This is a genomic window from Halorubrum sp. CGM5_25_10-8B (assembly GCF_005435095.1).
Classification (GTDB): Archaea; Halobacteriota; Halobacteria; order Halobacteriales; family Haloferacaceae; genus Halorubrum; species Halorubrum ezzemoulense.
The window spans coordinates 64,643-85,773 of the sequence record NZ_SGTY01000014.1 but is presented as its reverse complement, the minus strand read 5'-3'; the positions used below and the strand labels follow the sequence as shown (position 1 = coordinate 85,773).

Here is a 21,131-nt window from a genome sequence, read left to right as displayed (position 1 = left end):
CCTCGCCACCGACGAGGGGGCGGCGGGGAGAAGGCGGAGCGCGGTTCAGTCGATGAAGCCGAGCGTCTCCTCGATGCGGCCGAGCTCCGGTCCGGTCGTGTCGTCACCGACGACGTACCCCTCGTCGGTGGCGAGGAGGCCGGAGCCGACGAGCGGCGCGCCGTAGTTGATGGTGCCGAGGTCGGCGCGGACGTCGAGCGCCTCCTCGACCGCTTGAAGCTCCGACTCCGTCGACTGTGGATGACACAGCACGCCCGTGTCGTTGGCGACCGCCGCGGTTCCGACCGTCCGGACGTCCCCGAGATCGCCCCGGGTCACGGGAACGTCGAGCGCGTCTTTGATCGTCCGGATCGATTCGCGCGAGAGGTCCGGGTGGACGTACGCGCCGTAGTCGTTCGCGAGGACGACGTTCCCGGCGGCGTTGATCTCGCCCGGGAGTTCGCGCACCGGGACGCCGGCGGCGTCCGCGATCCGCTCCTTCTCGCGCTCGGTCGCGCGCGAGGAGACGAGGATCCCGTTCTCGTTGCCCGTCGCGAGGGATCCGACCGTGTTGGACCTCCCAACCGTCGTCAGCAGCGGCTCCGCGCCGAGTTCCGCCCCGAGGTCCTCGGCGAGCGCCTCGTCGACGTCCGGTCGGATCAACAGGAGGTCGTCGACGGCGCGGGCGAACACGCCCACGTACGACGAGCCGGTGAAGGTCGCCCGTAACACGTTACTCGGCGTGCTCGGCCTCGACGACCGGTTCGCCGTCCTCGACGAACCGAGCCGCGCGGACCCGCACCGTGCTGGGCGGGTTCTGGCGCCCGTTCGCCCAGACGGCCTCGTTGACGGAGCCGTCGATGATCACGTCGCCCTCGTCGACGGAGAAGTGCTTCGCGAGGTGCTGCCGCGTGATCTTCATCGCGTAGTCGGCGCGCTGCTGGACGGGCTTCTCCTTGGCGTCGCGGAGCGGGACGGTGACGACGCGCTCCTCGAAGTCGTTCGTCGACATTTACTCGTCCAGGTCGTTCCGGCGCCAGTTGCGCCGCTTGGGGTTTCGCGTCACGTTCATGTCCGTCTTCATCATGACCCACGCGGGGACGCGGGTGTTCTGGCGCTCCGCCTTCGCCAGACGCTTCTTTTGAGCCTTCGACTTGTCTCCCATAGTGGCGCACACTTTCCGCGGGGCGCATAAAACCCCTTCCATACGGGTCGCGCGAGGCGCCCGTGAGTCCCCGCTCCGTCCGGGGCCTCCCCCTCGCGGCCACTACAGTTCCCGTTCGGCGACCCCCATGTAGATCCGACGACAGCGGTCGAGGGCTTCCAGGCTCGCGCTCTCAGTGTCGGTGTGTGCCTCGCCCGGCTCGGAGGCCCCGCAGACGAGACAGTCGGTCCCCGCCCCCGCGAGCCAGCCGGCGTCGGTCGCGTGCGGCTTGGTGACGTGTTCGGGCGCGTCGAAGCCCGACTCATCGTGGACTGCGCGGGCGACGTCGAGGGCGGCGTCCGCGAACGCCGCGTCGCCGCAGGCCATCGGCGGGAGGTCCTGATCGACGACGAGCTCGACCCCGGCCGTCGCGTCGGCGACGCCAGCCAGATCGGCTCGGTCGCCCGGAACGGTACGCTCGTCGACGGTCGCCTCGCAGCGCTCCGGGATCACGTTCCACGTCTCGCCGCCGTCGACGATCGTGACCGCCAGCGACCCCGACACGTCGTTCCCGAGGACCGTCGCCTCCGGGGCGTCGAGCCCGCGGACCGCGTCGATCGCGTCGCAGGCGCGGTAGATCGCGTTCTCGCCCGCCTCCGGCTCCGAGGCGTGGGCCGCCTCCCCGTGCGCGACGAGCCGCGACCCGCGGCGGCCGCGGTGGGCGACGGCGACGTCCGTCACGCCCGGCTTCGAGTAGTTCGTCGACCCCTCGGCGACGACCGCGCGTTCCGGGGCGAACCCCGCGTCGATCGCGTGGCGAGCCCCGTCGCCGCCGACCTCCTCGCCGACGAAGGAGGCGAAGATCAGCTCCCTGCCCTCCGGCGGCGTCGCGTTCCGGAACGCGAGCATCGCGGCCGCGACCGACCCCTTCATGTCGGCCGTGCCGCGGCCGTAGATCCGACCGTCGCGCCGCTCGACGACGTACTCGCCCTCCGTCCCCTCGCCGGCCGTCTGTTCGGGCGCGGGCGGAACGACGTCGTGGTGGCCGACGAGCGCGAGCGAGTCGGCATCGGGGTCGTCGGTCGCGCCCCTGACCGCGAGCACGTTGCCGGCGTCGTCGCGCTCGATGCTCGCGTCCGTCTCCGCGCGCAGCCACTCCTCGATCGCGTCGCCCGCTGCCGTCTCGTCCTCGTGCGATGGGATCGAGACGAGCCGCTCGGTGAGGTCCGCGAGTTCGTCCATGGACTCAGTGACGGCCGTCGCCGCATAAGCGCGTCCCTCACGTCGGGCGCGGCGAGCGCGGGCCCCGGAGCGGGCCGGCGCTCAGGTCGTGAACAGCTCCGTGTCGTCGGGCACCGCGAACAGCCCGAGCCGGACCCCGGCGTCGAGCCAGCCGTAGCCGTACGAGTAGGAGGCGAGCGCGTTCACCGGGTCGCCGTCGTCGCGGAAGTGGCGGCCGTCGTCGAGGTACGACTCCGCCATCTCGGTCACGTCCGCCGCGGCCTCGCCCAGCGGCGTGTCCGCCGGCGGGCGCGGCTCCGCGACGGCCAGCGCGTCCGCGAGCATCCGCTCGTAGCGGTCCGTCTTCTCCTCAAGATCGGCGGGCATGTCAGAGCGTTCCGTCGGGCGGACAAAAGCGGTCGGGTATTTTTGCGCTCGCGACCCGTTACACTGGACTGATGAAGTCCCGCCCTCCCGCAGGGGGCCGATCGGCCCTCGCCCTCGTGGTCGCGACGAACCTCCTCCCGCTCGCCGGCGTCGTCGGGTTCGGCTGGCGCGTCGGTGAACTGCTCGCGGTGTATTGGATAGAGGTCGCCGCCCTCGTGATCGCCCACGCCGCCGCCGCGATGTTCGCCGAGCGACCGATCCGGCTCGAAGACCGCTCGTTCTACATCACCGGCTACGACGAGGACGCCGAGCGAGACGAGGTGTGGGAGACCGACGCGGAGCCGGTTCACCTCGTCTCGTGGCTCCCGCCGATCTACCGGCGGAACTTCCGCGTCGTCCGCCGGTCGCTCGGGGTGTTCGCGTTCATGATGTTTCCGCTCTTGGCGGTCGGCTGGGAGGCGCTCTCGTACCTCACGCCCACGGTCGGAGTGGCGACGCTCGGCGTCTGCGGCGCGCAGGTCGGGGAGGTGCGTCGGGAGTTCTTCGCCGAGCGCGCCTACGAGGACCAGTCGCCGTACATGGTGGTCGAGGCCGCCCAGCGCGTCGTCTTCTTCTACTTCGTCGTCGCGATACTGACGGTCGTTTCGGTGACATTCGGAATCGCCGTGATCGATGTGGTCCTGGCTCCCGGGCTGCTCGACGGCGTCGCCGACGCGGTCCTCCTCGTTCCGTACCTCCTCCCGATCGCGCTCGGGAAGGCGACCGTCGAATGGAGCCGGCGGCGCGCCTTCCAGGAGGACGACCCGGACGGGATCGCGACGTGGTTTACCGGCGAGGACGCCAGGCGCGACTGGAAGAAGGACGAAGAGTCCGTCGGAGACGCCTGACGACGCGGGGCGCGGTCGCGTCGGCGATGGGAGGGAAGCGAACGCGGCGAGGAGACAGGACGCGGCCGGCGTCGCGGTGCCGAAAGCGCAACGCCGATACGCTCGGCCGCGAAACGGCGGGGCATGTACGAGGCCGTTCACGCCTATCCCGACGGGGAGGCAACCGTCGCGCGCCACGCCGCCACCGCGGCCCGGCACGGGTACGACGGGATCGTGGTGCGGACGCGCGACGCGCTGACGGCGGCCGGGGACGGCGGTCTGAGCGCTGCGGACCGCGGCGAGAGCCCGGCTCGCGACCCGGAGGCGCTCCGCGAGGAGTACGGGATCGACGTCGTCGACGCGGTCGAGATCGGCGCCGACGATCCGACGAGCGCCTCGGGCGCGGTCGGAAACTACCGGTCCGACCGAACCGTGGTCTGCGTGGTCGGCGGCGACGACGCGCTGAACCGGTTCGCGGTCGAGCAGGCCCGCGTCGACGTCCTCGTCCGGCCGATGGCGGGCGGCGGCGACTTCAACCACGTCCTCGCGAAGGCGGCACGGGACAACGGCGTCCGGGTCGAGTTCGACTTCGGCCCCGCGCTCCGCGAGACCGGCGGGAAGCGGGTTCGGGCGCTCGCCGACCTCCGGAAGCTCCGGGAGATCGTCGCCCACTACGACGCGCCGTACGTCGTGAGCGCGAACGCGCGGTCGCACCTCGGACTCCGCGCGCCCCGCGAGTTGGTCGCGGTCAGCGAGGCGATCGGCTTCGACGCCGAGGCCGTTCGCGCGGGGCTCCGGGCGTGGGGCGACCTCGTCGAGCGTAACCGGGAGCGGCGCTCCGAGGGCTTCATAGAGCCGGGGGTCCGACGTGGCAGGTATGAAGAAGACGGTCGCTGAACACGCCGAACGGTTCTCCGAGAAGGCCGCGTCGTACGACGACTCGAAGAGCGACGAGTACCAGGCCTGCGCGAGCCTCGTGATCGACCACGCGTCGCCGGGGGCGGACGACGTGGTCCTCGATCTGGGAGCCGGGACCGGGGCCATCGCGCTGGCGCTCGCCGAGGACGCCGAGCGCGTCCTCGCCCGCGACATCAGCGAGGGGATGATGGACGAGGGGCGGCGGAAGGCGGCCGACCGCGGCCTCGGAAACGTCGAGTTCGCGTACGGCGAGTTCCGCGACCCCGGGATCGACGCCGACCGACCGGTCGACGTGGTCACCTCGAACTTCGCGCTCCACCACCTCGCGGACGACGAGAAGCGCGAGGCGATCCGCGTGATGAGCGAGACGGGCGCTCGGCGGATCGTCCTCGGCGACGTCGCCTTCTTCGAGGAGCCGGACCCCGAGGCTCCGTTCTACAGCCCCGAGGTCGACGACCCCGCGACGGTCGGCACGCTGGTCGAGGCGTTCACCGACGAGGGGTTCGCGGTGACGGTCGTCGAGCGCATTCACGACCAGGTCGCGGTGATCGTCGCGGAGCGCGTCCGCGAACTCCCGGCGTGATCTCGCCGTGAAGCACCTCCCCAAACACCTCCGGCCGCGGTGGCGGTACCTCGCCGTCGGGATCGAGACGTGGCCCGACGCCGAGGTCGGGCGGCGCGCGTTCCAGCGCGCGCTGTGGTACAGCGCCGGCAACCTCCTCGGGGACGCCGGCAGCGCCGACGCGGACCTCACGCTGCTGTCGTTCGCGCACGCCGACGGGACCGGGGAGGCGGTCGTCCGGGTCAGACACGGCCACGTCGACGAGGCGCGCGCGGCGGTGGCCTGCGTGAGCGAGGTCGACGGCGAGCCGGTCGGAATCCGCGTGCGGGGGATTTCGGGGACGGTACGTGCCTGTGAGGAAAGATATATGGGTCGCGCGACCGCCAGTTCAACACAGCGAGACGTCGCGTTCGAGGGGTCCGAGCGGCCCGCGGTCGTGCGCGGAGACGCGTGCGACGTGGAGACCGAGTCGGACCGCGTCGGCGCGACGACGTTCGACACCGAGTGATATCATGCAGGGCCAATCCCAACAGCAGGCGTACGACCGCGGCATCACAATCTTCTCTCCGGACGGCCGACTCTACCAGGTCGAGTACGCCCGGGAGGCGGTGAAACGAGGGACGGCGAGCGTCGGGATCCGCGCCGAGGACGGCGTCGTCCTCGCGGCCGACAAGCGCGCCCGCTCCCCGCTGATGGAGCCGGAGAGCATCGAGAAGCTCCACAAGGCCGACGACCACGTCGGCGTCGCGAGCGCGGGCCACGTCGCCGACGCGCGCCAGCTCATCGACTTCGCTCGCCGGCAGGCGCAGGTGAACCGCCTCCGCTACGGCGAGCCCGTCGGCATCGAGACGCTGACGAAGAACATCACCGACCACATCCAGCAGTACACGCAGGTCGGCGGCGCGCGCCCGTTCGGCGTCGCGCTCATCGTCGGCGGCATCGAGAACGGCGAGCCGCGCCTGTTCGAGACGGACCCGTCGGGCACGCCGTACGAGTGGCAGGCGCTCTCGATCGGCTCCGACCGCAGCGACCTCCGCGACTACCTGGAGACGGAGTACGAGGAGGGCATCTCGACGGACGAGGCGGTCGGGCTCGCGCTCGACACCCTCGCGCAGTCGAACGACGGCGAGCTGTCCCCGGACGGCGTCGGCGTCGCGACGATCACCGTCGACGACCCCGAGTACGCCGAGCGGCCGGTCGACGAGATCGAGTCGATCCTCGACGAGCGCGACCTGCTCGCGACCGACGAGGACGAGGCCGACGACGAGGAGTAGCGCGGGCCAGCGCGGCACCGAAGCGACTACTTTTGCGGCCGCGAACGCCGACACATGAGCGACGACGCGGTCGATGTTGCCGACGCCGACCGGGGACTCGGCGAGTCACCGCTTTCGGACGGGTACGAGCTCCGCGAGACGACCCCCTCCGTCGAGGCGTTCCGCCGGCTCCGGCGGGAGGCGGGCATGACAGACCGGTCCCGGGAGGCCGTCGAGCGCGGGCTCCCGAACACGACGTTCGGCGTCCACGTCGTCGAGACGGCGTCCGGGTCGACGGTCGGAATGGCGCGGCTCGTCGGCGACGGCGGGTCGGTGTTCCACCTCTCGGACACGGCGGTCGCGCCGCCGCATCAGGGCCGGGGGATCGGGACGGCGATGGTCGGCGCGCTCGTCGCGTGGCTCCGCGCGAACGCCCCCGACGGCGCGTACGTCAACCGCTTCGCGGACGTCGACGGATTCTACGAGCGGTGGGGGTTCGAGCGGACCGCGCCGGCGTCGAAGGCGATGGGGATCCGGACCGAGGAGCTGTAGCCGACCGGGACGCGGCGGGTCGGCCGCGCCCGCGTCGGGAGAGTTATTGCGTCGGAGACAGACCGGAAACGCGTGCAGAAGACGGCACTCATCACCGGCTGTTCCTCGGGCATCGGTCGCGCCGCGGCGCACGCGTTCCTCGACGAGGGATGGACCGTGTACGCCACCGCGCGGAACCCGGCGGACATCGAAGCGCTCGGCGAGGCGGGCTGCGAGCTCGCCACGCTCGACGTCACCGATCAGGACGACATCGACCGCGTGGTCGAGCGGATCTTAGACGAGGAGGGCGCGATCGACGCCCTGATCAACAACGCCGGCTACGGCCAGTTCGGCCCGGTCGAGGACGTGACCACGGAGCGGGTCCACGAGCAGTTCGACGTGAACGTGTACGGGCCGCACCGACTGATCCGGGCGGTCCTCCCGTCGATGCGCCGCGAGCGCGACGGGACCATCGTCAACGTCTCCTCCGTCGCGGGGCGGGTGTCGATCCCCGGCGGCGGCGTGTACTGCGGGTCGAAGTTCGCCCTGGAGGCGATGTCGGACGCGCTCCGCAACGAGGTCGACGACCTCGGCATCGACGTGGTCGTCGTCGAGCCGGGGCCCGTGCGGACGAACTTCTCGAAGCGCGCGGAGTCGGAAGCCGACCCCGAGGAGCGCGAGGGGATCGAGCGGACCGAGGCGTACGACGAGTTCTACGCGATGTTCGAGGACGCGCAGCTGATCGGCGGCGACGGCCCCGGCTCGGTCGAGCCGGAACTCGTCGCGAACGCCATCTACGACGCCGCGAGCGCGACGCAGCCGCCCACGCGGGTCCAGCCGGGCACCGTCGCGAGCGTCGGCGTCCTCGCGCGGTTCCTCCCCGACGCCCTGATCGACAAGGCCTACGGGTTCATTCGGAGCTTCACCTCGTAGCGCGGGCGCGCTCCGGTCGAGCGGCGGCGGCGGGTCACCCGTCCGCGTCGACCGCGAACGGGCTCTCCCCCTCCCGCCAGTTCCAGCCGGGGAGCCGCGTCTGGAACCCCGCCGCGAGCGCGGCGTCGAGGTCGTCGGCGCCGGCCGTTCCGGCGCCGGCCCCGTCCGCCTCGGCCGCCGCGTCGCGGTCCACGTGCGTGTCCGCGACGTGGAACGTCGCCTGCGCGAGCAGCGAGAGGGGACGGCCGCCGGCGATCGTCGCCGCCAGCTCGCGCCCGAGGACCTCGTCGACGACGAAGCCCGGGTAGTCGCCCGCCACGTCGAGGTCGCGGAGGAGCCCGACGCAGGCCGCGACGTTGACCGCGACCTCGCCGTCGGCGAAGACGGCGTCGACCTCGCGGCGGTAGGCGTCTGGCGCCACCTCGTCCACCGTCGTCTCGAACCGTCGACCGAGGCGGTCGCGGGTGTCGTTGAGGACCGGGACGACGACGTCGGCGCGGTCGCGGACCCAGGCGTGTTCGTCGCGGACCGTCTGCGGCGTGACGCGCATGGGCGGCGTTCGGCCGCCCGGGGCTTGCCCTTTGCGAAGGCTTTTATAACGGCGGGGCAGTAGCCTGAGACAAGCGGGTTTTCGCTGGCTGTTCCCGCACGGAACACTACGGACAGTACTTCCACTATGCCTACCCGTCACGGTCGACCGATCGGCGGCGTGTCGCGGCGCGACCCGCGGCGCGATTCGACGACGGCGGCCCCGACGACCCGCAGTGAGATATGAGTCAAGTCGACAAGCAACTCGATACGTTGAAATCAGAGATCGAACAGGAGATTCCGAACGACATCACGGTCACCGACGTGAAATACGAGGGACCGGAGCTGGTCGTGTACACGCGCGACCCCAAGCGGTTCGCCGGCGACGGCGACCTGATCCGACGGCTGGCCTCGAAGCTCCGAAAGCGGATCACGGTCCGCCCGGACCCGAGCGCCCTCTCGCCGCCGGCGCGGGCAGAAGACGAGGTCCGGGACGTGATCCCGGAAGAGGCCGGCGTGACAGACCTCGACTTCCACGAGGACACCGGCGAGGTCGTCATCGAGGCCGAGAAGCCCGGCATGGTGATCGGCCGCCGGGGCTCGACGCTCCGCGAGATCACCCAGGAGGTTGGGTGGACCCCAGAGGTCGTTCGGACGCCGCCGATAGAGTCCTCGACCGTCTCGAACGTCCGCGGCTTCCTGAAGAACGAGCGCGAGGAGCGCCGCGACATCCTCGAACGGGTCGGCCGGCAGATCCACCGCGAGGAGATGTCCGACGACGAGTGGGTCCGGATCACGACGCTCGGCTGCTGCCGCGAGGTCGGCCGGGCGGCATTCATCCTTTCGACGCCCGAGACCCGGATCCTCATCGATTGCGGCGACAAGCCCGGCGCGGAGGGCGAGGTGCCGTACCTCCAAGTGCCCGAGGCGCTCGGCGCGGGCGCGGCGACCCTCGACGCGGTCATCCTGACCCACGCCCACCTCGACCACTCCGCGCTGGTCCCGCTCCTGTTCAAGTACGGCTACGACGGCCCCATCTACACGACGGAGCCGACCCGCGACCTGATGGGGCTGCTCACGCTCGATTACCTCGACGTCGCCGCGAAGGACGGGCGGACGCCGCCGTACGAGTCCGCACAGGTCCGCGACGCGATCAAACACACCATCCCGCTGGAGTACGGCGACGTGACGGATGTCGCCCCGGACGTGAAGCTCACGTTCCACAACGCGGGCCACATCCTCGGCAGCGCGGTCACCCACTTCCACATCGGCGACGGCCTCTACAACGTCGCGTTCTCGGGCGACATCCACTACGAGGATACCCGCCTGTTCAACGGCGCGGTCAACGATTTCCCACGCGTGGAGACGCTCGTGCTTGAGTCCACCTACGGCGGCCGCAACGACTACCAGACCGACCAGGAGGACTCCGAGGAGGCGCTCAAGGAGGTCATCAACGAGACGTACGAGCAGGGCGGGAAGGTCGTCATCCCCGCCTTCGCGGTCGGGCGCTCACAGGAGATCATGCTCGTCTTAGAGGAGGCGATGCGCGAGGGTGAGATCCCCGAGATGCCCGTCCACCTCGACGGGATGATCTGGGAGGCGACCGCGATCCACACCACCTACCCCGAGTACCTCCGCGACGACCTCCGAGACCGCATCTTCCACGAGGACGAGAACCCGTTCCTCGCCGACCAGTTCAACCACATCGACGCTGGTGAGGAGGAGCGGCAGGAGGTCGCCGACGGGGACGAGTGTATCGTCATCTCCACCTCGGGGATGATCGAGGGCGGGCCCATCATGTCGTGGCTCCGCCACATCGGCCCCGACCCGGACTCGAACCTCGTCTTCGTCGGCTACCAGGCGCAGGGAACGCTCGGGCGCCGGATCCAGAACGGCTGGGACGAGATCCCGGTCGACGGCTGGGGCGGCGGGAGCCGCGGCGACACGCTCACGCTGGAGATGGGCACCGAGGTCGTCGACGGCTTCTCCGGCCACGCCGACCGGCAGGGGTTAGAGAACTTCGTGAAGACGATGAACCCCCGCCCGGAGAAGGTGCTGTGCGTCCACGGCGACGAGAGTTCCGTCCAGGACCTCTCCTCGTCGCTGTACCACGACTACAACATGCGGACGTTCGCGCCGAAGAACCTGGAGACGTTCCGGTTCAAGTAGGCGCGCGGCGAGGGGCGCGAGCGTCTTCGGGGACAGCCGGAGGGCGGACGCGCTCCGCCTCCCGCGTATGGGAGTAGTTCCGGGCGACATCGACGCGGCGCCGGGACTCGGCGGTCTCGTCCACCTGCTGTTGATCGCGTGGGTGTGCGTGACGATCGCGGGCGCGATGCCGCAGTTCGTCCCGGTGTGGTCGGGGACGACGCTCGCGGACGGAGCGCCGGTCCCGGCGGTCGCCGGCGCGTAGCCGGTGACGCTCGGTCGCTCCGGCGCGGGTCGGACGGCCCGCGGCGGGGACGGCCCGCGGCGGCGACGGTTCGGGCGACGAGGCCAGCGCTTAAGCGACGCCCCCGCGACTCCCCTGTATGCGCCTCGCGCTCATCGCTCACGACGAGCTGAAAGACGAGATGGTCGCGTTCGTCGAGTCGCACACCGACGCCCTCGGCGAGTGCGAACTGGTGACCACCGGGACGACCGGAAAGCGGATCGCGGAGGCCACGGGCCTCTCCGTGAACCGGCAGGCCTCCGGTCCCTTCGGCGGCGACCTCCAGATCGGCGGGATGATAGCGGGCGACCAGATCGACGGGGTCGTCTTCCTCCGCGACCCGCTGACCGCGCAGGCGCACGAGCCGGACATCTCGGCGCTGCTGCGGGTCTGCGACGTGAAGGACGTACCGCTGGCGACGAACGTCGCGTCCGCGGAGATGCTCGTCGACGGGCTGCTCGGCGGCGATTCTCTCGACTGATACCGCCGACCGCGGAGATTTAACCCGGCCGAACCAAGGGTCGACAGATGACTCGCCCCGCAGGAACCCGCGTCCGCGCCCTCGCGTTCGCGTTGCTGCTCCTCCTCGCGACCGTCGGCGCCGGCGCGGCCGCGGGCCAGCCCGCGGTGTCGGAGCACGCCGCAGGGTCGGAAACGGTCGTTCGCTTGGCGGCGGCGGGCGCCCACGCGTCGGTCGCGGGGGCCGCGGGCGGTCCGGGGACCGTCGGCGCCGAAGCAAACGCGAGCGGGAGTCGGGTCGGCCCGATCACGCGGTGTTTCGCCGGAACAGGGTACCCGATCGCGATCGGCGGCGACGAGGGGAGCGCGACGATGGAGACGGTGATCCACCTCTCCGTACTCACCGACCCCGCCGCGGGCAACGAGTTCGGCGTCGAGACAGTCGGGCGACTCGGCGGCGAACCGATCGTGACGCTCGCCGCGGGCGTGCGACTGACCGCGCGGCAGGCGATCGCTGACGGAGACCCGTTCGCGGCGTTCGACGTGCTGTACACCTACGAGCTACGGTTCCCGATGTTCACCGGGTCGGTGGGCGACGCCGACTACGAGGACGACGGATCGCCGATCGGTTCGAGCGCCGGCGCGGTCGACTGCTGACGGGTCCCTACCGCTCGACCGCGTCGTCGTCCGGGGGACGAACCCCGCGGACGAGCGACAACACCTCCCGTCGGGTCGCCTCGAAGTCGTCACCGCTCGGGTACGCGCCGCCCGCCAGCAGGTACTCTCCGGCCTCCCACACCGCGAGCAGCGCCTCCACCGAGACGCGTTCGCCGTCGACCTCGCAGCGCCCGTGGGACACGGTGAGCGTCGCGCGCGACGCGTCCGGATCGTCGACATCGATGCGTCGCTCGTCGCGCCGCGCGAGGCCGGTGATGTCCCGCTCGGCGAGGCGGTCGCGGAACCCCTCGCGGGCCCGCGACTCGACGAGCCGCGTGAGCGCCGGGTTCGGTCCGGTCTCCGGCGAGACGCGGAGTCGACTCGCGAAGAAGAACGGCCGCGGCGGCGGGGTCTCGCGCTCGTAGCGCGCCGTGCCCGCGGTGACCGAGACCGGTCCCGCCTCGAAGGGGCGCTCCGTCGTCTCCGCGACGAGCGTCCAGCCGTCGAGGCGGTCGCGGGGGACGACCGGTGGCTCCATGGACTCGTATCTCTCCGGACGGGAATAAAACGGACGGGCAGCGGGAGGCGGTCAGAGGGTCGAAGAGCCGGTCAGTGGTCGTCTTCGCGCCACTTGTGTTCGCACTCGGTACAGACGAAGAACCGGGTCTCCGACTCGTCGGCCGCGCGGATCTGCTGCATGTACCAGTACGCCTGATCGTTGTCGCACTCGGGACACTGCGCGGTCGTCGTCGGGAGCCCCTTGTCCTCGGCGTCGCTCACGTCGACGATCTCGGACTCGACCTGCGACTGGGTCGTCCACTCGTCGTCGCCGTCCTCGCGCCCGATCTCGTACCCGCAGGAGTCGCACACCCAGTGGTCCTCGCCCGCGCCGGATTTCATCATGGATCCGCACTCGTCGCAGAACTTCATGCCCGAACCTACCGCGGATCGTATATAAACGGCGGGATCGCAGACGGACGCCGGGTGGAGGCGTTGGCGAGCGCCGGGGAGAGTCGCGGGCGGACGCCGACCGGGCCGCCGGCGTCTCCCCCGTCATTCCACGTCGACGTGTTCGGCGAGCGCGAAGCGGACGCGCTCCTCCTCGGGCCCCTTCGTCTCTCGACCGGTGACGACGACCTCGCCGATGTCGGACGTGTTCGCGACGTGCGTCCCCGCGCAGGCGGTGCGGTCGTACGGCTCGTCGCCCTCGTCCGCGCCAGCTATCTCGACGATCCGGAGCTCCTCGATCGAGTCGGGGAGGAGGTCGATCCGCGTCCGGTCGGTGTCGAGCGTCGCCTCCGCGGTCTCGCGGTCCATCGTGTAGCTCGACACCGGTCGCGCGTCGGCGACGAGCTCGTTGAGCCGCGCCTCGATCCGGTCGAGGTCGTCGTCGGTGAACCGCTCGTAGGCCGCGTCGAGACGCGCCCGGTCGGCGTACAGCTGGTTCCCGGTCGTCTGCGCGTCGAACTCGTCGAGCAGCAGCGCCGACAGCAGGTGCTGTGCGGTGTGGTACCGCGAGTGCGCCACGCGGCGGTCGGCGTCGATCTCGCAGATTACGTCGGTTCCCGGCTCCGGGAGCGCGGGTGCCTCGTCCGAACTACCAGCGTCTCCGGTCGGTTCGACCTCGTGGTGGACCGTGTCCGCCATCTCGGTGTCGACGACGCGCCATGGAGCGTCCCCGTCGCCGTCGGTCGCCCGGATCGTCCCGGTGTCGTGCGGTTGCCCGCCGCCGGTCGGGTAGAAGTGGGTCCGGTCGAGGACGATCCGGGCCGGGTCCGAGAGGACGCGCTCGACGGTCGCCTCGAACGTCGTCACCGCGTCGTCCGCGAGGTAGAGTCGCTCGGTCACGGATACAGGAAGGGTCGCCGCCGAGATATATCCACGGCTCTCCGCGGCGGCCACCGAGCGGGACCGCGGGGCGTCCGCGGACGCCCCCGTCTCGGCTATCGAGACTGATAGCCGAGAGTCCACGCTTATGCGTGCGCGAGTGCGAGGGCCGAGTATGAACGGGGGAGCGGGCGGCGCAGCGGCCGAGCGCGCGCAGAGCGAGGTGCTCGGCACCGTGTTGCTGTTGGGACTGACCGTCGCGGTCGTCGGCACCACGGTCGCGCTCGGCGGCGCCGCGCTCGACGACTCCCAACAGACCGCAGACCTCCAGCGCGTCGAGGGCGCGATGACGCAGTTAGACTCCAAGGCGAGCCTCGTCGCGCACGGCGGGTCGCCGTCGCAGCGCGCACGGGTGGATGTCGGCCGGGGCGCGGACCTCCGCGTCGACGAGGACGCAGGGTGGTTAGAGATCGAGGTGAGCGGCGGGGCGAACGGGACGTACACCAACCGGACGTCGCTCGGCGCGATCGTCTACGAGCGCGGCGGCGAGACCGTCGCGTACCAGGGCGGCGGCGTGTGGCGCTCGACCGGTGGCCGCTCCGAGATGGTGTCGCCGCCCGAGTTCCACTACCGCGGAACCGACGGGCCGGAGACGCTCACGCTCCCACTGGTGACGATCGAGAAGGGTTCGGCGGGGCTGAGCGAGACGGTTCAGATCAGCGAGAGCGCGACCGACGCCCGGCCGGTGTTCCCGAACGCCGACTACGGGAACCCGCTCGCCGACAGCAACGTGACCGTCGAGATCACGGTTCAAAGCGAGTACGCCGACGCGTGGGGTCGGTTCTTCGAGTCGCGGACGAGCGCGTCGGTGACTGATCTCACGGACGACCGGGTGCGGATCGAGCTGCGGACGGCGACCGTCCACCCGACGCTCAGCGCGAGCGTCTCGGCGACGGGGCGTGCGGAGCTCCGGATGGGCGACATCGACTGGTTCTACGCCGACAGCTACAACTCGACGAACGGGACCTACAGCTCCCAGCCGCCCGGCGAGAACGCGAGCGTCCAGACCCGCGGCGAATTCGCGCTCACGAGGGGGGGTGGCGGGAACACGGAGAGGATCAAGATTCGCGGGAACCTCACGGCCGAGTCGTTCAACATCCCGCCCGGTCAGTCTGACAAGCTGAACGTTACCAATAAAAGTACGGAGACGGCGTTCGACGAGCTCGCGCCGGTCGAAGGCGGGATCAGACAGCGCATCGCCGGCGTGCGAAACCGAAGCCTCGCTGACACCGCGCCGAAACAGTCGACCGGCATCGATCTGTCCGGCGACGAGACGGCGGTGATAGACGAGACCACGTACGTCGACGGCGACGTCTCCCTCTCCGATCGGGCGACGCTCAGCGTCACCGACGGCGCGACGCTCCACGTCGCCGGGGAGCTGACCGGCGACGGGTCAGAGAGCCGGATCGAGCTCGACACGTCGAGCGGGAACATCACCGTCTTGGTGGACGAAGCGGTCGACCTCAGCGGAAACAACACGATCAGGGCCGCCGGGAACGGTCGAGCGACGCTGTACGTCGACGACTCGATCAGCCTTCGGGACACGGCCGCGGTGACGACGGTAAACGACACCCGGATCGACATCCACAACACCGGCAGGATCGATCTGACCGGGAGCGTGAACATCGCCGCCGACCGCGACGTGGCGAGCAACCTCTGGCTGTATTCGAGCGGGGACGATGTCGACATGGAGGGCGGCCAAAACGACGCCGAGCGTATCCGGTTCACCGGCGTCTTCTACGCCCCGCAAAGCGAAGTGACGCTGAAAGACCGGATGGAAATCAACGGTTCGTTCACCTTTAGGCGGTTCTCCTTCGAGGATGGCTACATCGAGATCCACTACGACGAGGCGCTGCGCACGCGGCGACCGTTCAACGGGGAGACGGTCCCCGTCGTGAGCTACCTCCACGTCTCCAGGCACGGCGTGGTCGTCGAGTCCGGCTGAGTCCCGCGACCGCTGTCCGGCGCGCTCAACGCCCGGTCAGTCGGAGAACTCGACGCGGGCGGTCGTTCGGTGAACGACGAACCGATCGTAGTCGTCTGCCGCGAACGTCACGGTGAGGTCTGCGGGGCCGCTCATGTTCGTCGTCACCCCGTCGAAGCCGTCGTAGTACCGCTTCCAGACCGTCGCCTGCGTGGAGTTGATAGCGAGCGTGACGTTCTGGTCGGCGGTCCGATCGTCTATCGCCACCTCGCGGTCCGTGCGTTCGGCGACGACGAGGACCGTCCGGTCGCCGCTCACCGACTCCGCCGGGGGGCTGAGCCCGTACAGCGAGTAGACAATCGTGTCCCCGACAAGCAGGTCCGGTTCCTTAACCATCACGCCGTCGTTGCCCTCCATCCGGAAGACCGCGCCGTTCTCGTAGACGATCCGGGTGTCGCCGGCACCGTAGTACGTGATCGATCCGCCCTCGACTATCGCCGTCTCCGTGCCGGTGTCGTTGAGCCGGAACTCTGAGACCCGGTCGAACGCGAGCCGCCCACCGCCGAGCCGGAGTTCGGTCGCCCGGCTCGGTACGCCGTCCCGGCCGATGTCGTTGAAGTTGTCGTGGAGGACGTCGAACGCGCGCTCGACGTTGTCGTCGCGCTCCGCGAGCTGGGCGTCCTCCAGCCCCCCGAGGCCGACGGTGAACGTGACGGCGATGGTGGACGTGATCAGCGCGAACACAAGCACGAACCCGACGGTCTCGCTGACGCCGCGGTCGGCGGTCAGGAAGGCCGCCCCGCGATCTGCCCCCGTCATCGCTCGCTCACCACCACTTCGCCGTTGTCGCCGCCGGCTGGGTCCCACCAGATGCGGAGATCGCCGCCGGCGACGGTCGTGTTCCGGACGTCGACGGTATCGCTCGTGCGGAACGGGACCTCGACGGTCGCGTCGGTGCGGTCGCTTTCGAGCGCGAGCGTCCCCCGGGTGTCGCCGGCGCGCACGCGTATCCGATAGACGGTGCCGGCCGCCCTGTCGGGAAGCGTCAGCGATCGGTTGACCGTGAGTTCTCCCCGGGCCGACGCGCTCGCCGCGAGCCGGTCGACGGTGCCCAAGTCGGCCGCGACTCGCTCGCCGACGACCGTGAGTTCGCCCTGCGCCGCGCGCTCGCGCTGCGTCTCGACGAACGAGCCGCCCGCGACGAACAGGCCCGAGAGCAGCAGCGTCGATATGGCGAGCGTCATGACGTATCCGACGGTGACGGACACGGCGCGGTCCGTCCCGCCCGGGCCCTCACGCATCGCGCTCACCCGGCGCGAGCCGGACCTCCTCGCCGTAGGTCAATTCGGGCGTCCGGTGACGGATCTCGACGTCGACCCTGTAGAGCGCGTCGGCGACGTACGGCCGCGAGGACCAGTCCGAGGCCGTGTCGTCGGGGTCGTCGATGACGAAGCTGTACGTTCCGAACGCTTCGTCGCCGTTCCGGTATCGGATGTCATAGGTATCGTTCCCGTTCTGTACCCCCTCGGCCCAGACGAGTTGGGAGAATCGATCGCCGTCGACCGTCCCGGCGGTCAGGTCGATCGTGACGTTCGCCCCCGTTTCGTGCGGGAACCGCTTCGAGACGCTTGTGGTGCCGTTGCCGGTCCCGTTGCTCACCGTGACGTTGATGGCGTCGGGCGCGTCGTTCGACAGCGTCACCGACCAGTTCGCGCCGGGCCGCTCGGTCACGACCGCGAACGCGCCGGACTCGTCGTTCGAGACGCGCGTCGAGTCAACCGTCAACTGGTAGTCTCGGGTTTGGTTGACGTCGCTGGCGACGGTCCAGTCCGGGGTCGTCCCGCTGCGGTTAGTCATGTTGCGGAGTCCGGTGCTCGTTTCGTTCTGAAAAATCAGGGTACCGGGTTTCGTGCCCGTGACGGTCACGTCGGCTATCACCCCGTCACGGGCGCGGAGGTCGGCGACCGTTCGGGCATACGTCGCGACGCGCGCGTCGAACTCGTCGCCAACGTCGCCGGCGCTCGCGTTGCGGTGCTCGCGGTGCATGATCTCGATGAGATCCTCGGTGACCCCGTCGCGGAACTCGATCGCCTCCGCGCCGCCGGCGTCGGCGCCACGGGTCGCGAGGTTCTCGGTGTAGATGACGGTGTTCAACAGGAGGACGACGGCGACGAACAGGACCGCGAGCGTCAGCCCCGTGATGAGGATGATCTGCGCCCGGTCCTCGACGCTGTCGGCGTCCTCGCGGCCGTCGCGGCGGAAGAGACTCACATCTGCCATGCGGTGATTCGCACCTCCACGACCGTGTACAGGACCTCACCGGTCCCGTCCGCCGGGGCGGCGAAGTACCCCTCGTTGGAGCCGTTCTTCGCGAGTTCGTACTGGTCGTCGGCGCCGAACCGATCGTCGCCGTACAGCGCCACGCGGATGCTGGCCGTCGCCGCGTTGTCGGTCGGCGACCCCATGTCGACCATCTCGACGTCCGTCGTCCTGTTGCCGCCGTCTGCTGGATAGTACACGTCGATGTCGAACGCGACCTGGCGCTCGCCGAACGCCTCCGTCAGCGGGTCGTGGAGCGGGTGCGTCTCCGGCGGCACGCCCGCGTAGATACCGTCGTCGCCCCCGCCGACGAAGCTCCCGTTGTCGTAGTAGAGCAGCGCGGCCGTCAGGTTCCCGCTCTCCTCGGTCGTCGCCAACAGGTCCTGAGCGGCGATCGACGCCTGGTTCTCGACGTGCTGGTTCGACGTGCTCGCCGACAGCGGCGTGACGGCGGTCGCCTGCGTCGCGAAGATGAGGCCGGTGACCAACAGCAGCGCCGCCGTGAACGCCTCCAGCGTATGGGCCTGCCCGCGGTCGTCCGGGAAGTGTTCAACGAACATCTCACCAAACCCGGAGCGTGAGCCGGTAGGTCTGCGCCCCCTCCGGATCGTTGGGGTCGTCAATGGCGACGATACGGCTCGCGGCGGAGACGCTCTCGCCCCGCGGCGGCGCGGGGCCGGCGCGCATGTGGGCGCTCGCGGCGCCCGATCCGATCGACTCCACGGTCCCGTTCCGCGTCACGGTGAGGTTGAGCCCGCGGACCTCGTCGACGCCGAGTTCGGCGTGGAGGTCGTCCGCGTTCGCCGTCCAGTCGCAGCCGAACGTATCCGCCGCCGTCGCCGGGTCCGTCCCGTTGAAGAACGCGACCGTACAGGCGTGCGACAGCGTCGCCGTCGACCCGGCGCCGACGAGCGACGACTCCGCGAGCCGCGCGGCGCCGCGCTCGGCGACGATGACGGTCGCGCCCTCACCGACGGCGTACGGCTCCAGAAGCGACGGGACGAACGCGAACGTGAACCCGACCGCGACGAGGAACACCGACATCCCGACGACGAAGTCGAGGACCGTCTGCGCGCGGTCATCCGACATAGATCCACACCCCCAGCGCCAGCGTCATCAGGACCACGGCGTACTTGACGCCGGAGACGAGCTCCGCGTCGCGGATGTAGCCGCTGATGAACCCCGAGAGGATCGCCTGGATCGTCACCGCGTGGAAGAAGAGCATCGAGAGCACGTCCGGGTCGACGCCGCCGCCGCCGCCGAACCCCGCCCCGCCGGCGCTCCCGCCGCCGTCGCTCTGGGAGACCAGATCGCCCATCACGTCGATGAACTGGGTCTGGAGAATGGCCATCACGCCGAGCAGGGTGATGTACGTCATCACGATGATCGCCACCTGCATCCGGGTGCGCGACTTGCGCTCGCGCTCGATATCGTCCTGGTTCTCCGAGGCCTGCGCGGCCGTCGTCAGCACGTCCGTGATCTGCGAGGAGGCCTCCTGCGCCTCGGCGATCAGCTTCACCGTCCGGGCGAGTCGGGGCACCGCGTACGAGTTGTTGAACTCCACTAAGGCGTCGCGCAGGCTCATACCGTAGTTCACCTTCGCGTGGATCACCTCGAACTCCTCCGCGAGCTTCCCGGTCGACGTGTCCGAGACCGTGCGCACGGATTCGAGCAGCGTCTGCCCGGTGTCGTTCGCGGAAGAGAGCTTCCGGAGCGTCTCCGAGAGCTTCCCGGTCACCGCCCGCCGCGAGCGCTGGTGCCACTCGTAGAATACCCCGAGCGGGATCATCACGACGTAGGCGGGCACGTAGAGCCAGACGAACGCCGACCACACCGGCCGGGCGATCCAACCGTCGACCGTCGTCGGCGCCGAGCCGGCGGCGACCGCGACGCCGACCAATGCGAGCGCCGCCGGCACGGTCAACGCGAGGGTGTACAGCGGGTTCTCGCGCAGAAAGATGTGCGGCGCCGAGAGGATCTCCCTCGTCTTGTGGGTCCCCTCGCGGTCGCGGATGCGGTCGAAGACCCCGAAGCTCCCGACGAACGACTCCACGAGCCCGAAGTGGAGCAGCCCCTCCCGACTCGTCTGCCGGAGCCGCTCGCTCCCGCCGTCGGGCTGGAGGTAACCGTCGCCCGGGTCGTCCTGTTTCACCGTCGAGACCAAGACGAGGAAGCCGACGCCGACGAGCGGGATGAGCAGGTACACCGTGACGTACAGGAGCCGGTCGTCGGCCTCGCCCATCATCCCCATGATGACGAGGATGATGATGAGGAGGAGCGGGAACAGGGAGAGCGTCATGTACATCTCGCCGAACAGCTCCAGTGTCTCTAAGGTCATCTCGCGCTCCTGTTTCGACGTGCGGAGGTGTTTCTCCTTTTTGTCCTTCAGGAAGCCCTCCATGTCGCCGCCGGAGTTGACGATAGAGAGCATGTCGGCGAGGAACTGCGAGAGCTCGTCGGAGGGGGTCTCCAGCGACTGCTGGCGGATCGCGTTTCGGTAGTCGGTCCCGAAGTACTCCGTCTCGTTGACGATGCTCTGGAACTCGCGGGACACCTCCCCGTAGGTGTCCTCGGCGGTCGCCATCGCGCGGAGGATCTCGAGCTGGTTGAGCCCGCCGACCGATAGCGCGTACATGAACGACACCGAGTCCGCGAGCAGGAGGTTGATCTCGCGCTTCCGCGAGGAGGCCCGCGAGTACGGGACCGCGACGAGTCCCCCGAATCCCACCGCGAAGCCGATCGAGCCGAAGACGAGCCCGCTGAGAAGCACGGCCGTCGGCACGACGAGCGAGCGCAGCGTCGCCTGAACGCCCGGCGTCGGCGCGGGGATCCCGAGCGAGAGCGCCTCCGGATCGATCAGCCCGAGCGAGAACACGCCGTAGCCGACCAGCGTGCCGAGCGCCCAGAGCGCCCCGCCGACGAGGAGGCCGACGGCCAGCGCCAGCGAGACGTACATCTCGACCTGGTCCGGCATCCGCGCCTCCGCCAGCTTGCGCTCCACGTCCGCGACGAAGTCGCCGTCGGCGTCGAACAGCAGCTCGAATATCGGGTAACACAGCTCTGCGAGCACGTTCGCGTCCACGCCGCCGTCGCCCGCGTCCACGTCGAGGCTCACGGCTCGGCCCTCGCGAC

General features: G+C 70.1%; 27 protein-coding genes. 12 read left to right on the top strand and 15 right to left on the bottom strand.

Going from position 1 to position 21,131, the window contains the following annotated elements:
• Positions 1–45: 45 nt before the first annotated feature.
• The 5 genes from EXE51_RS13480 to EXE51_RS13460 form a co-directional block, all read right to left on the bottom strand.
• On the bottom strand, positions 46–711 hold the full coding sequence (locus EXE51_RS13480; RefSeq protein WP_049929508.1) for a translation initiation factor IF-6: 666 nt from the start codon (positions 709–711) through the stop codon (positions 46–48).
• A gap of 1 nt (position 712) precedes the next feature.
• Entirely contained in the window at positions 713–991 is a 279-nt protein-coding gene (locus EXE51_RS13475; RefSeq protein ID WP_049929507.1) for a 50S ribosomal protein L31e, read from the bottom strand.
• On the bottom strand, positions 992–1,144 hold the full coding sequence (locus EXE51_RS13470; protein ID WP_004050128.1) for a 50S ribosomal protein L39e: 153 nt from the start codon (positions 1,142–1,144) through the stop codon (positions 992–994). It abuts the gene before it with no gap.
• A 102-nt stretch (positions 1,145–1,246) separates the two neighbouring features.
• Positions 1,247–2,365, bottom strand: a complete 1,119-nt coding sequence (locus EXE51_RS13465; RefSeq protein ID WP_094519757.1) for a M20 family metallopeptidase — start codon at positions 2,363–2,365, stop codon at positions 1,247–1,249.
• An 81-nt stretch (positions 2,366–2,446) separates the two neighbouring features.
• The gene (locus EXE51_RS13460) at positions 2,447–2,731 is read right to left on the bottom strand and encodes a DUF357 domain-containing protein (RefSeq protein WP_086216485.1); all 285 of its coding nucleotides are present in this window, start codon (positions 2,729–2,731) and stop codon (positions 2,447–2,449) included.
• A gap of 71 nt (positions 2,732–2,802) precedes the next feature.
• On the opposite strand from EXE51_RS13460, the gene EXE51_RS13455 reads away from it, so the two are divergent.
• From EXE51_RS13455 to EXE51_RS13425, 7 genes are all read left to right on the top strand, one after another.
• Positions 2,803–3,618: a DUF6498-containing protein gene (locus EXE51_RS13455; protein WP_049929504.1), complete on the top strand. Its 816-nt coding sequence runs from the start codon at positions 2,803–2,805 to the stop codon at positions 3,616–3,618.
• Positions 3,619–3,741: 123 nt separating this feature from the next.
• Complete coding sequence (locus EXE51_RS13450) at positions 3,742–4,494, top strand: RNase P subunit p30 family protein (RefSeq protein WP_137692842.1); 753 nt, start codon at positions 3,742–3,744, stop codon at positions 4,492–4,494.
• Complete coding sequence (locus tag EXE51_RS13445) at positions 4,475–5,098, top strand: class I SAM-dependent methyltransferase (RefSeq protein WP_137692841.1); 624 nt, start codon at positions 4,475–4,477, stop codon at positions 5,096–5,098. Before EXE51_RS13450 ends, EXE51_RS13445 begins: the two co-directional genes overlap by 20 nt.
• Before the next feature lie 7 nt (positions 5,099–5,105).
• Positions 5,106–5,585 (top strand): Rpp14/Pop5 family protein, encoded by a 480-nt coding sequence (locus EXE51_RS13440; protein WP_049929501.1) that lies wholly within the window; start codon positions 5,106–5,108, stop codon positions 5,583–5,585.
• A gap of 4 nt (positions 5,586–5,589) precedes the next feature.
• Entirely contained in the window at positions 5,590–6,351 is a 762-nt protein-coding gene (psmA, locus tag EXE51_RS13435; protein WP_049929499.1) for an archaeal proteasome endopeptidase complex subunit alpha, read from the top strand.
• A gap of 54 nt (positions 6,352–6,405) precedes the next feature.
• Positions 6,406–6,882, top strand: coding sequence for a GNAT family N-acetyltransferase (locus EXE51_RS13430; RefSeq protein WP_049929498.1), 477 nt, complete (start codon positions 6,406–6,408; stop codon positions 6,880–6,882).
• 72 nt (positions 6,883–6,954) lie between these two features.
• A complete protein-coding gene (locus tag EXE51_RS13425) occupies positions 6,955–7,794 on the top strand; it encodes an SDR family oxidoreductase (RefSeq protein ID WP_241990635.1) in 840 nt (279 codons plus the stop codon).
• A gap of 34 nt (positions 7,795–7,828) precedes the next feature.
• On the opposite strand, the gene EXE51_RS13420 is transcribed toward EXE51_RS13425, so the two are convergent.
• Positions 7,829–8,344, bottom strand: coding sequence for a hypothetical protein (locus EXE51_RS13420; RefSeq protein ID WP_086219613.1), 516 nt, complete (start codon positions 8,342–8,344; stop codon positions 7,829–7,831).
• 221 nt (positions 8,345–8,565) lie between these two features.
• Between EXE51_RS13420 and EXE51_RS13415 the strand changes: the two genes are divergently transcribed.
• The 4 genes from EXE51_RS13415 (at position 8,566) to EXE51_RS13405 (ending at position 11,869) form a co-directional block, all read left to right on the top strand.
• Positions 8,566–10,491, top strand: a complete 1,926-nt coding sequence (locus EXE51_RS13415; RefSeq protein ID WP_049929494.1) for a beta-CASP ribonuclease aCPSF1 — start codon at positions 8,566–8,568, stop codon at positions 10,489–10,491.
• Positions 10,492–10,558: 67 nt separating this feature from the next.
• Positions 10,559–10,735 carry a hypothetical protein gene (locus tag EXE51_RS17550; protein ID WP_155120023.1) on the top strand — a complete coding sequence of 59 codons (177 nt, stop codon included), beginning with the start codon at positions 10,559–10,561 and terminating at the stop codon, positions 10,733–10,735.
• Positions 10,736–10,853: 118 nt separating this feature from the next.
• Positions 10,854–11,234 carry a methylglyoxal synthase gene (locus EXE51_RS13410; RefSeq protein ID WP_049929493.1) on the top strand — a complete coding sequence of 127 codons (381 nt, stop codon included), beginning with the start codon at positions 10,854–10,856 and terminating at the stop codon, positions 11,232–11,234.
• 47 nt (positions 11,235–11,281) lie between these two features.
• On the top strand, positions 11,282–11,869 hold the full coding sequence (locus tag EXE51_RS13405) for a hypothetical protein (RefSeq protein ID WP_094519395.1): 588 nt from the start codon (positions 11,282–11,284) through the stop codon (positions 11,867–11,869).
• A 7-nt stretch (positions 11,870–11,876) separates the two neighbouring features.
• Here EXE51_RS13405 and EXE51_RS13400 read toward each other — a convergent pair whose 3' ends face one another.
• The 3 genes from EXE51_RS13400 to EXE51_RS13390 all read right to left on the bottom strand — a co-directional run bounded on the left by EXE51_RS13400 (position 11,877) and on the right by EXE51_RS13390 (position 13,717).
• Positions 11,877–12,407, bottom strand: coding sequence for a hypothetical protein (locus EXE51_RS13400; protein WP_137692839.1), 531 nt, complete (start codon positions 12,405–12,407; stop codon positions 11,877–11,879).
• A gap of 71 nt (positions 12,408–12,478) precedes the next feature.
• Positions 12,479–12,799 (bottom strand): transcription factor S, encoded by a 321-nt coding sequence (locus EXE51_RS13395; RefSeq protein WP_049929490.1) that lies wholly within the window; start codon positions 12,797–12,799, stop codon positions 12,479–12,481.
• Positions 12,800–12,922: 123 nt separating this feature from the next.
• The gene (locus EXE51_RS13390) at positions 12,923–13,717 is read right to left on the bottom strand and encodes an alanyl-tRNA editing protein (protein ID WP_137692838.1); all 795 of its coding nucleotides are present in this window, start codon (positions 13,715–13,717) and stop codon (positions 12,923–12,925) included.
• Positions 13,718–13,871: 154 nt separating this feature from the next.
• Between EXE51_RS13390 and EXE51_RS13385 the strand changes: the two genes are divergently transcribed.
• Positions 13,872–15,701 (top strand): hypothetical protein, encoded by a 1,830-nt coding sequence (locus EXE51_RS13385; RefSeq protein ID WP_137692837.1) that lies wholly within the window; start codon positions 13,872–13,874, stop codon positions 15,699–15,701.
• A gap of 36 nt (positions 15,702–15,737) precedes the next feature.
• On the opposite strand, the gene EXE51_RS13380 is transcribed toward EXE51_RS13385, so the two are convergent.
• The 6 genes from EXE51_RS13380 to EXE51_RS13355 are packed head-to-tail and all read right to left on the bottom strand — an operon-like array spanning position 15,738 to position 21,114.
• The gene (locus EXE51_RS13380; RefSeq protein WP_089307620.1) at positions 15,738–16,499 is read right to left on the bottom strand and encodes a hypothetical protein; all 762 of its coding nucleotides are present in this window, start codon (positions 16,497–16,499) and stop codon (positions 15,738–15,740) included.
• Entirely contained in the window at positions 16,496–16,981 is a 486-nt protein-coding gene (locus tag EXE51_RS13375; protein ID WP_094494749.1) for a hypothetical protein, read from the bottom strand. Before EXE51_RS13375 ends, EXE51_RS13380 begins: the two co-directional genes overlap by 4 nt.
• Positions 16,974–17,960 carry a hypothetical protein gene (locus EXE51_RS13370; RefSeq protein ID WP_094494738.1) on the bottom strand — a complete coding sequence of 329 codons (987 nt, stop codon included), beginning with the start codon at positions 17,958–17,960 and terminating at the stop codon, positions 16,974–16,976. The genes EXE51_RS13375 and EXE51_RS13370 overlap by 8 nt, the downstream gene beginning before the upstream one ends.
• Entirely contained in the window at positions 17,948–18,559 is a 612-nt protein-coding gene (locus EXE51_RS13365) for a hypothetical protein (protein WP_089307618.1), read from the bottom strand. The genes EXE51_RS13370 and EXE51_RS13365 overlap by 13 nt, the downstream gene beginning before the upstream one ends.
• A gap of 1 nt (position 18,560) precedes the next feature.
• Complete coding sequence (locus EXE51_RS13360; protein WP_089307617.1) at positions 18,561–19,088, bottom strand: hypothetical protein; 528 nt, start codon at positions 19,086–19,088, stop codon at positions 18,561–18,563.
• Positions 19,078–21,114, bottom strand: a complete 2,037-nt coding sequence (locus tag EXE51_RS13355; RefSeq protein ID WP_086220380.1) for a type II secretion system F family protein — start codon at positions 21,112–21,114, stop codon at positions 19,078–19,080. Before EXE51_RS13355 ends, EXE51_RS13360 begins: the two co-directional genes overlap by 11 nt.
• Positions 21,115–21,131 lie beyond the last annotated feature (17 nt).

Bases quoted from the DNA above. Each gene is read 5' to 3' on its own strand.
- psmA (WP_049929499.1), top strand. From the start codon at position 5,590: ATGCAGGGCCAATCCCAACAGCAGGCGTACGACCGCGGCATCACAATC.
- EXE51_RS13405 (WP_094519395.1), top strand. From the start codon at position 11,282: ATGACTCGCCCCGCAGGAACCCGCGTCCGCGCCCTCGCGTTCGCGTTG.
- EXE51_RS13370 (WP_094494738.1), bottom strand. From the start codon at position 17,960: ATGGCAGATGTGAGTCTCTTCCGCCGCGACGGCCGCGAGGACGCCGAC.
- EXE51_RS13395 (WP_049929490.1), bottom strand. From the start codon at position 12,799: ATGAAGTTCTGCGACGAGTGCGGATCCATGATGAAATCCGGCGCGGGC.
- EXE51_RS17550 (WP_155120023.1), top strand. From the start codon at position 10,559: ATGGGAGTAGTTCCGGGCGACATCGACGCGGCGCCGGGACTCGGCGGT.
- EXE51_RS13365 (WP_089307618.1), bottom strand. From the start codon at position 18,559: ATGTTCGTTGAACACTTCCCGGACGACCGCGGGCAGGCCCATACGCTG.
- EXE51_RS13400 (WP_137692839.1), bottom strand. From the start codon at position 12,407: ATGGAGCCACCGGTCGTCCCCCGCGACCGCCTCGACGGCTGGACGCTC.
- EXE51_RS13475 (WP_049929507.1), bottom strand. From the start codon at position 991: ATGTCGACGAACGACTTCGAGGAGCGCGTCGTCACCGTCCCGCTCCGC.
- EXE51_RS13450 (WP_137692842.1), top strand. From the start codon at position 3,742: ATGTACGAGGCCGTTCACGCCTATCCCGACGGGGAGGCAACCGTCGCG.
- EXE51_RS13430 (WP_049929498.1), top strand. From the start codon at position 6,406: ATGAGCGACGACGCGGTCGATGTTGCCGACGCCGACCGGGGACTCGGC.
- EXE51_RS13360 (WP_089307617.1), bottom strand. From the start codon at position 19,088: ATGTCGGATGACCGCGCGCAGACGGTCCTCGACTTCGTCGTCGGGATG.
- EXE51_RS13410 (WP_049929493.1), top strand. From the start codon at position 10,854: ATGCGCCTCGCGCTCATCGCTCACGACGAGCTGAAAGACGAGATGGTC.
- EXE51_RS13465 (WP_094519757.1), bottom strand. From the start codon at position 2,365: ATGGACGAACTCGCGGACCTCACCGAGCGGCTCGTCTCGATCCCATCG.
- EXE51_RS13385 (WP_137692837.1), top strand. From the start codon at position 13,872: ATGAACGGGGGAGCGGGCGGCGCAGCGGCCGAGCGCGCGCAGAGCGAG.
- EXE51_RS13415 (WP_049929494.1), top strand. From the start codon at position 8,566: ATGAGTCAAGTCGACAAGCAACTCGATACGTTGAAATCAGAGATCGAA.
- EXE51_RS13375 (WP_094494749.1), bottom strand. From the start codon at position 16,981: ATGCGTGAGGGCCCGGGCGGGACGGACCGCGCCGTGTCCGTCACCGTC.
- EXE51_RS13455 (WP_049929504.1), top strand. From the start codon at position 2,803: ATGAAGTCCCGCCCTCCCGCAGGGGGCCGATCGGCCCTCGCCCTCGTG.
- EXE51_RS13445 (WP_137692841.1), top strand. From the start codon at position 4,475: ATGAAGAAGACGGTCGCTGAACACGCCGAACGGTTCTCCGAGAAGGCC.
- EXE51_RS13470 (WP_004050128.1), bottom strand. From the start codon at position 1,144: ATGGGAGACAAGTCGAAGGCTCAAAAGAAGCGTCTGGCGAAGGCGGAG.
- EXE51_RS13420 (WP_086219613.1), bottom strand. From the start codon at position 8,344: ATGCGCGTCACGCCGCAGACGGTCCGCGACGAACACGCCTGGGTCCGC.
- EXE51_RS13460 (WP_086216485.1), bottom strand. From the start codon at position 2,731: ATGCCCGCCGATCTTGAGGAGAAGACGGACCGCTACGAGCGGATGCTC.
- EXE51_RS13380 (WP_089307620.1), bottom strand. From the start codon at position 16,499: ATGACGGGGGCAGATCGCGGGGCGGCCTTCCTGACCGCCGACCGCGGC.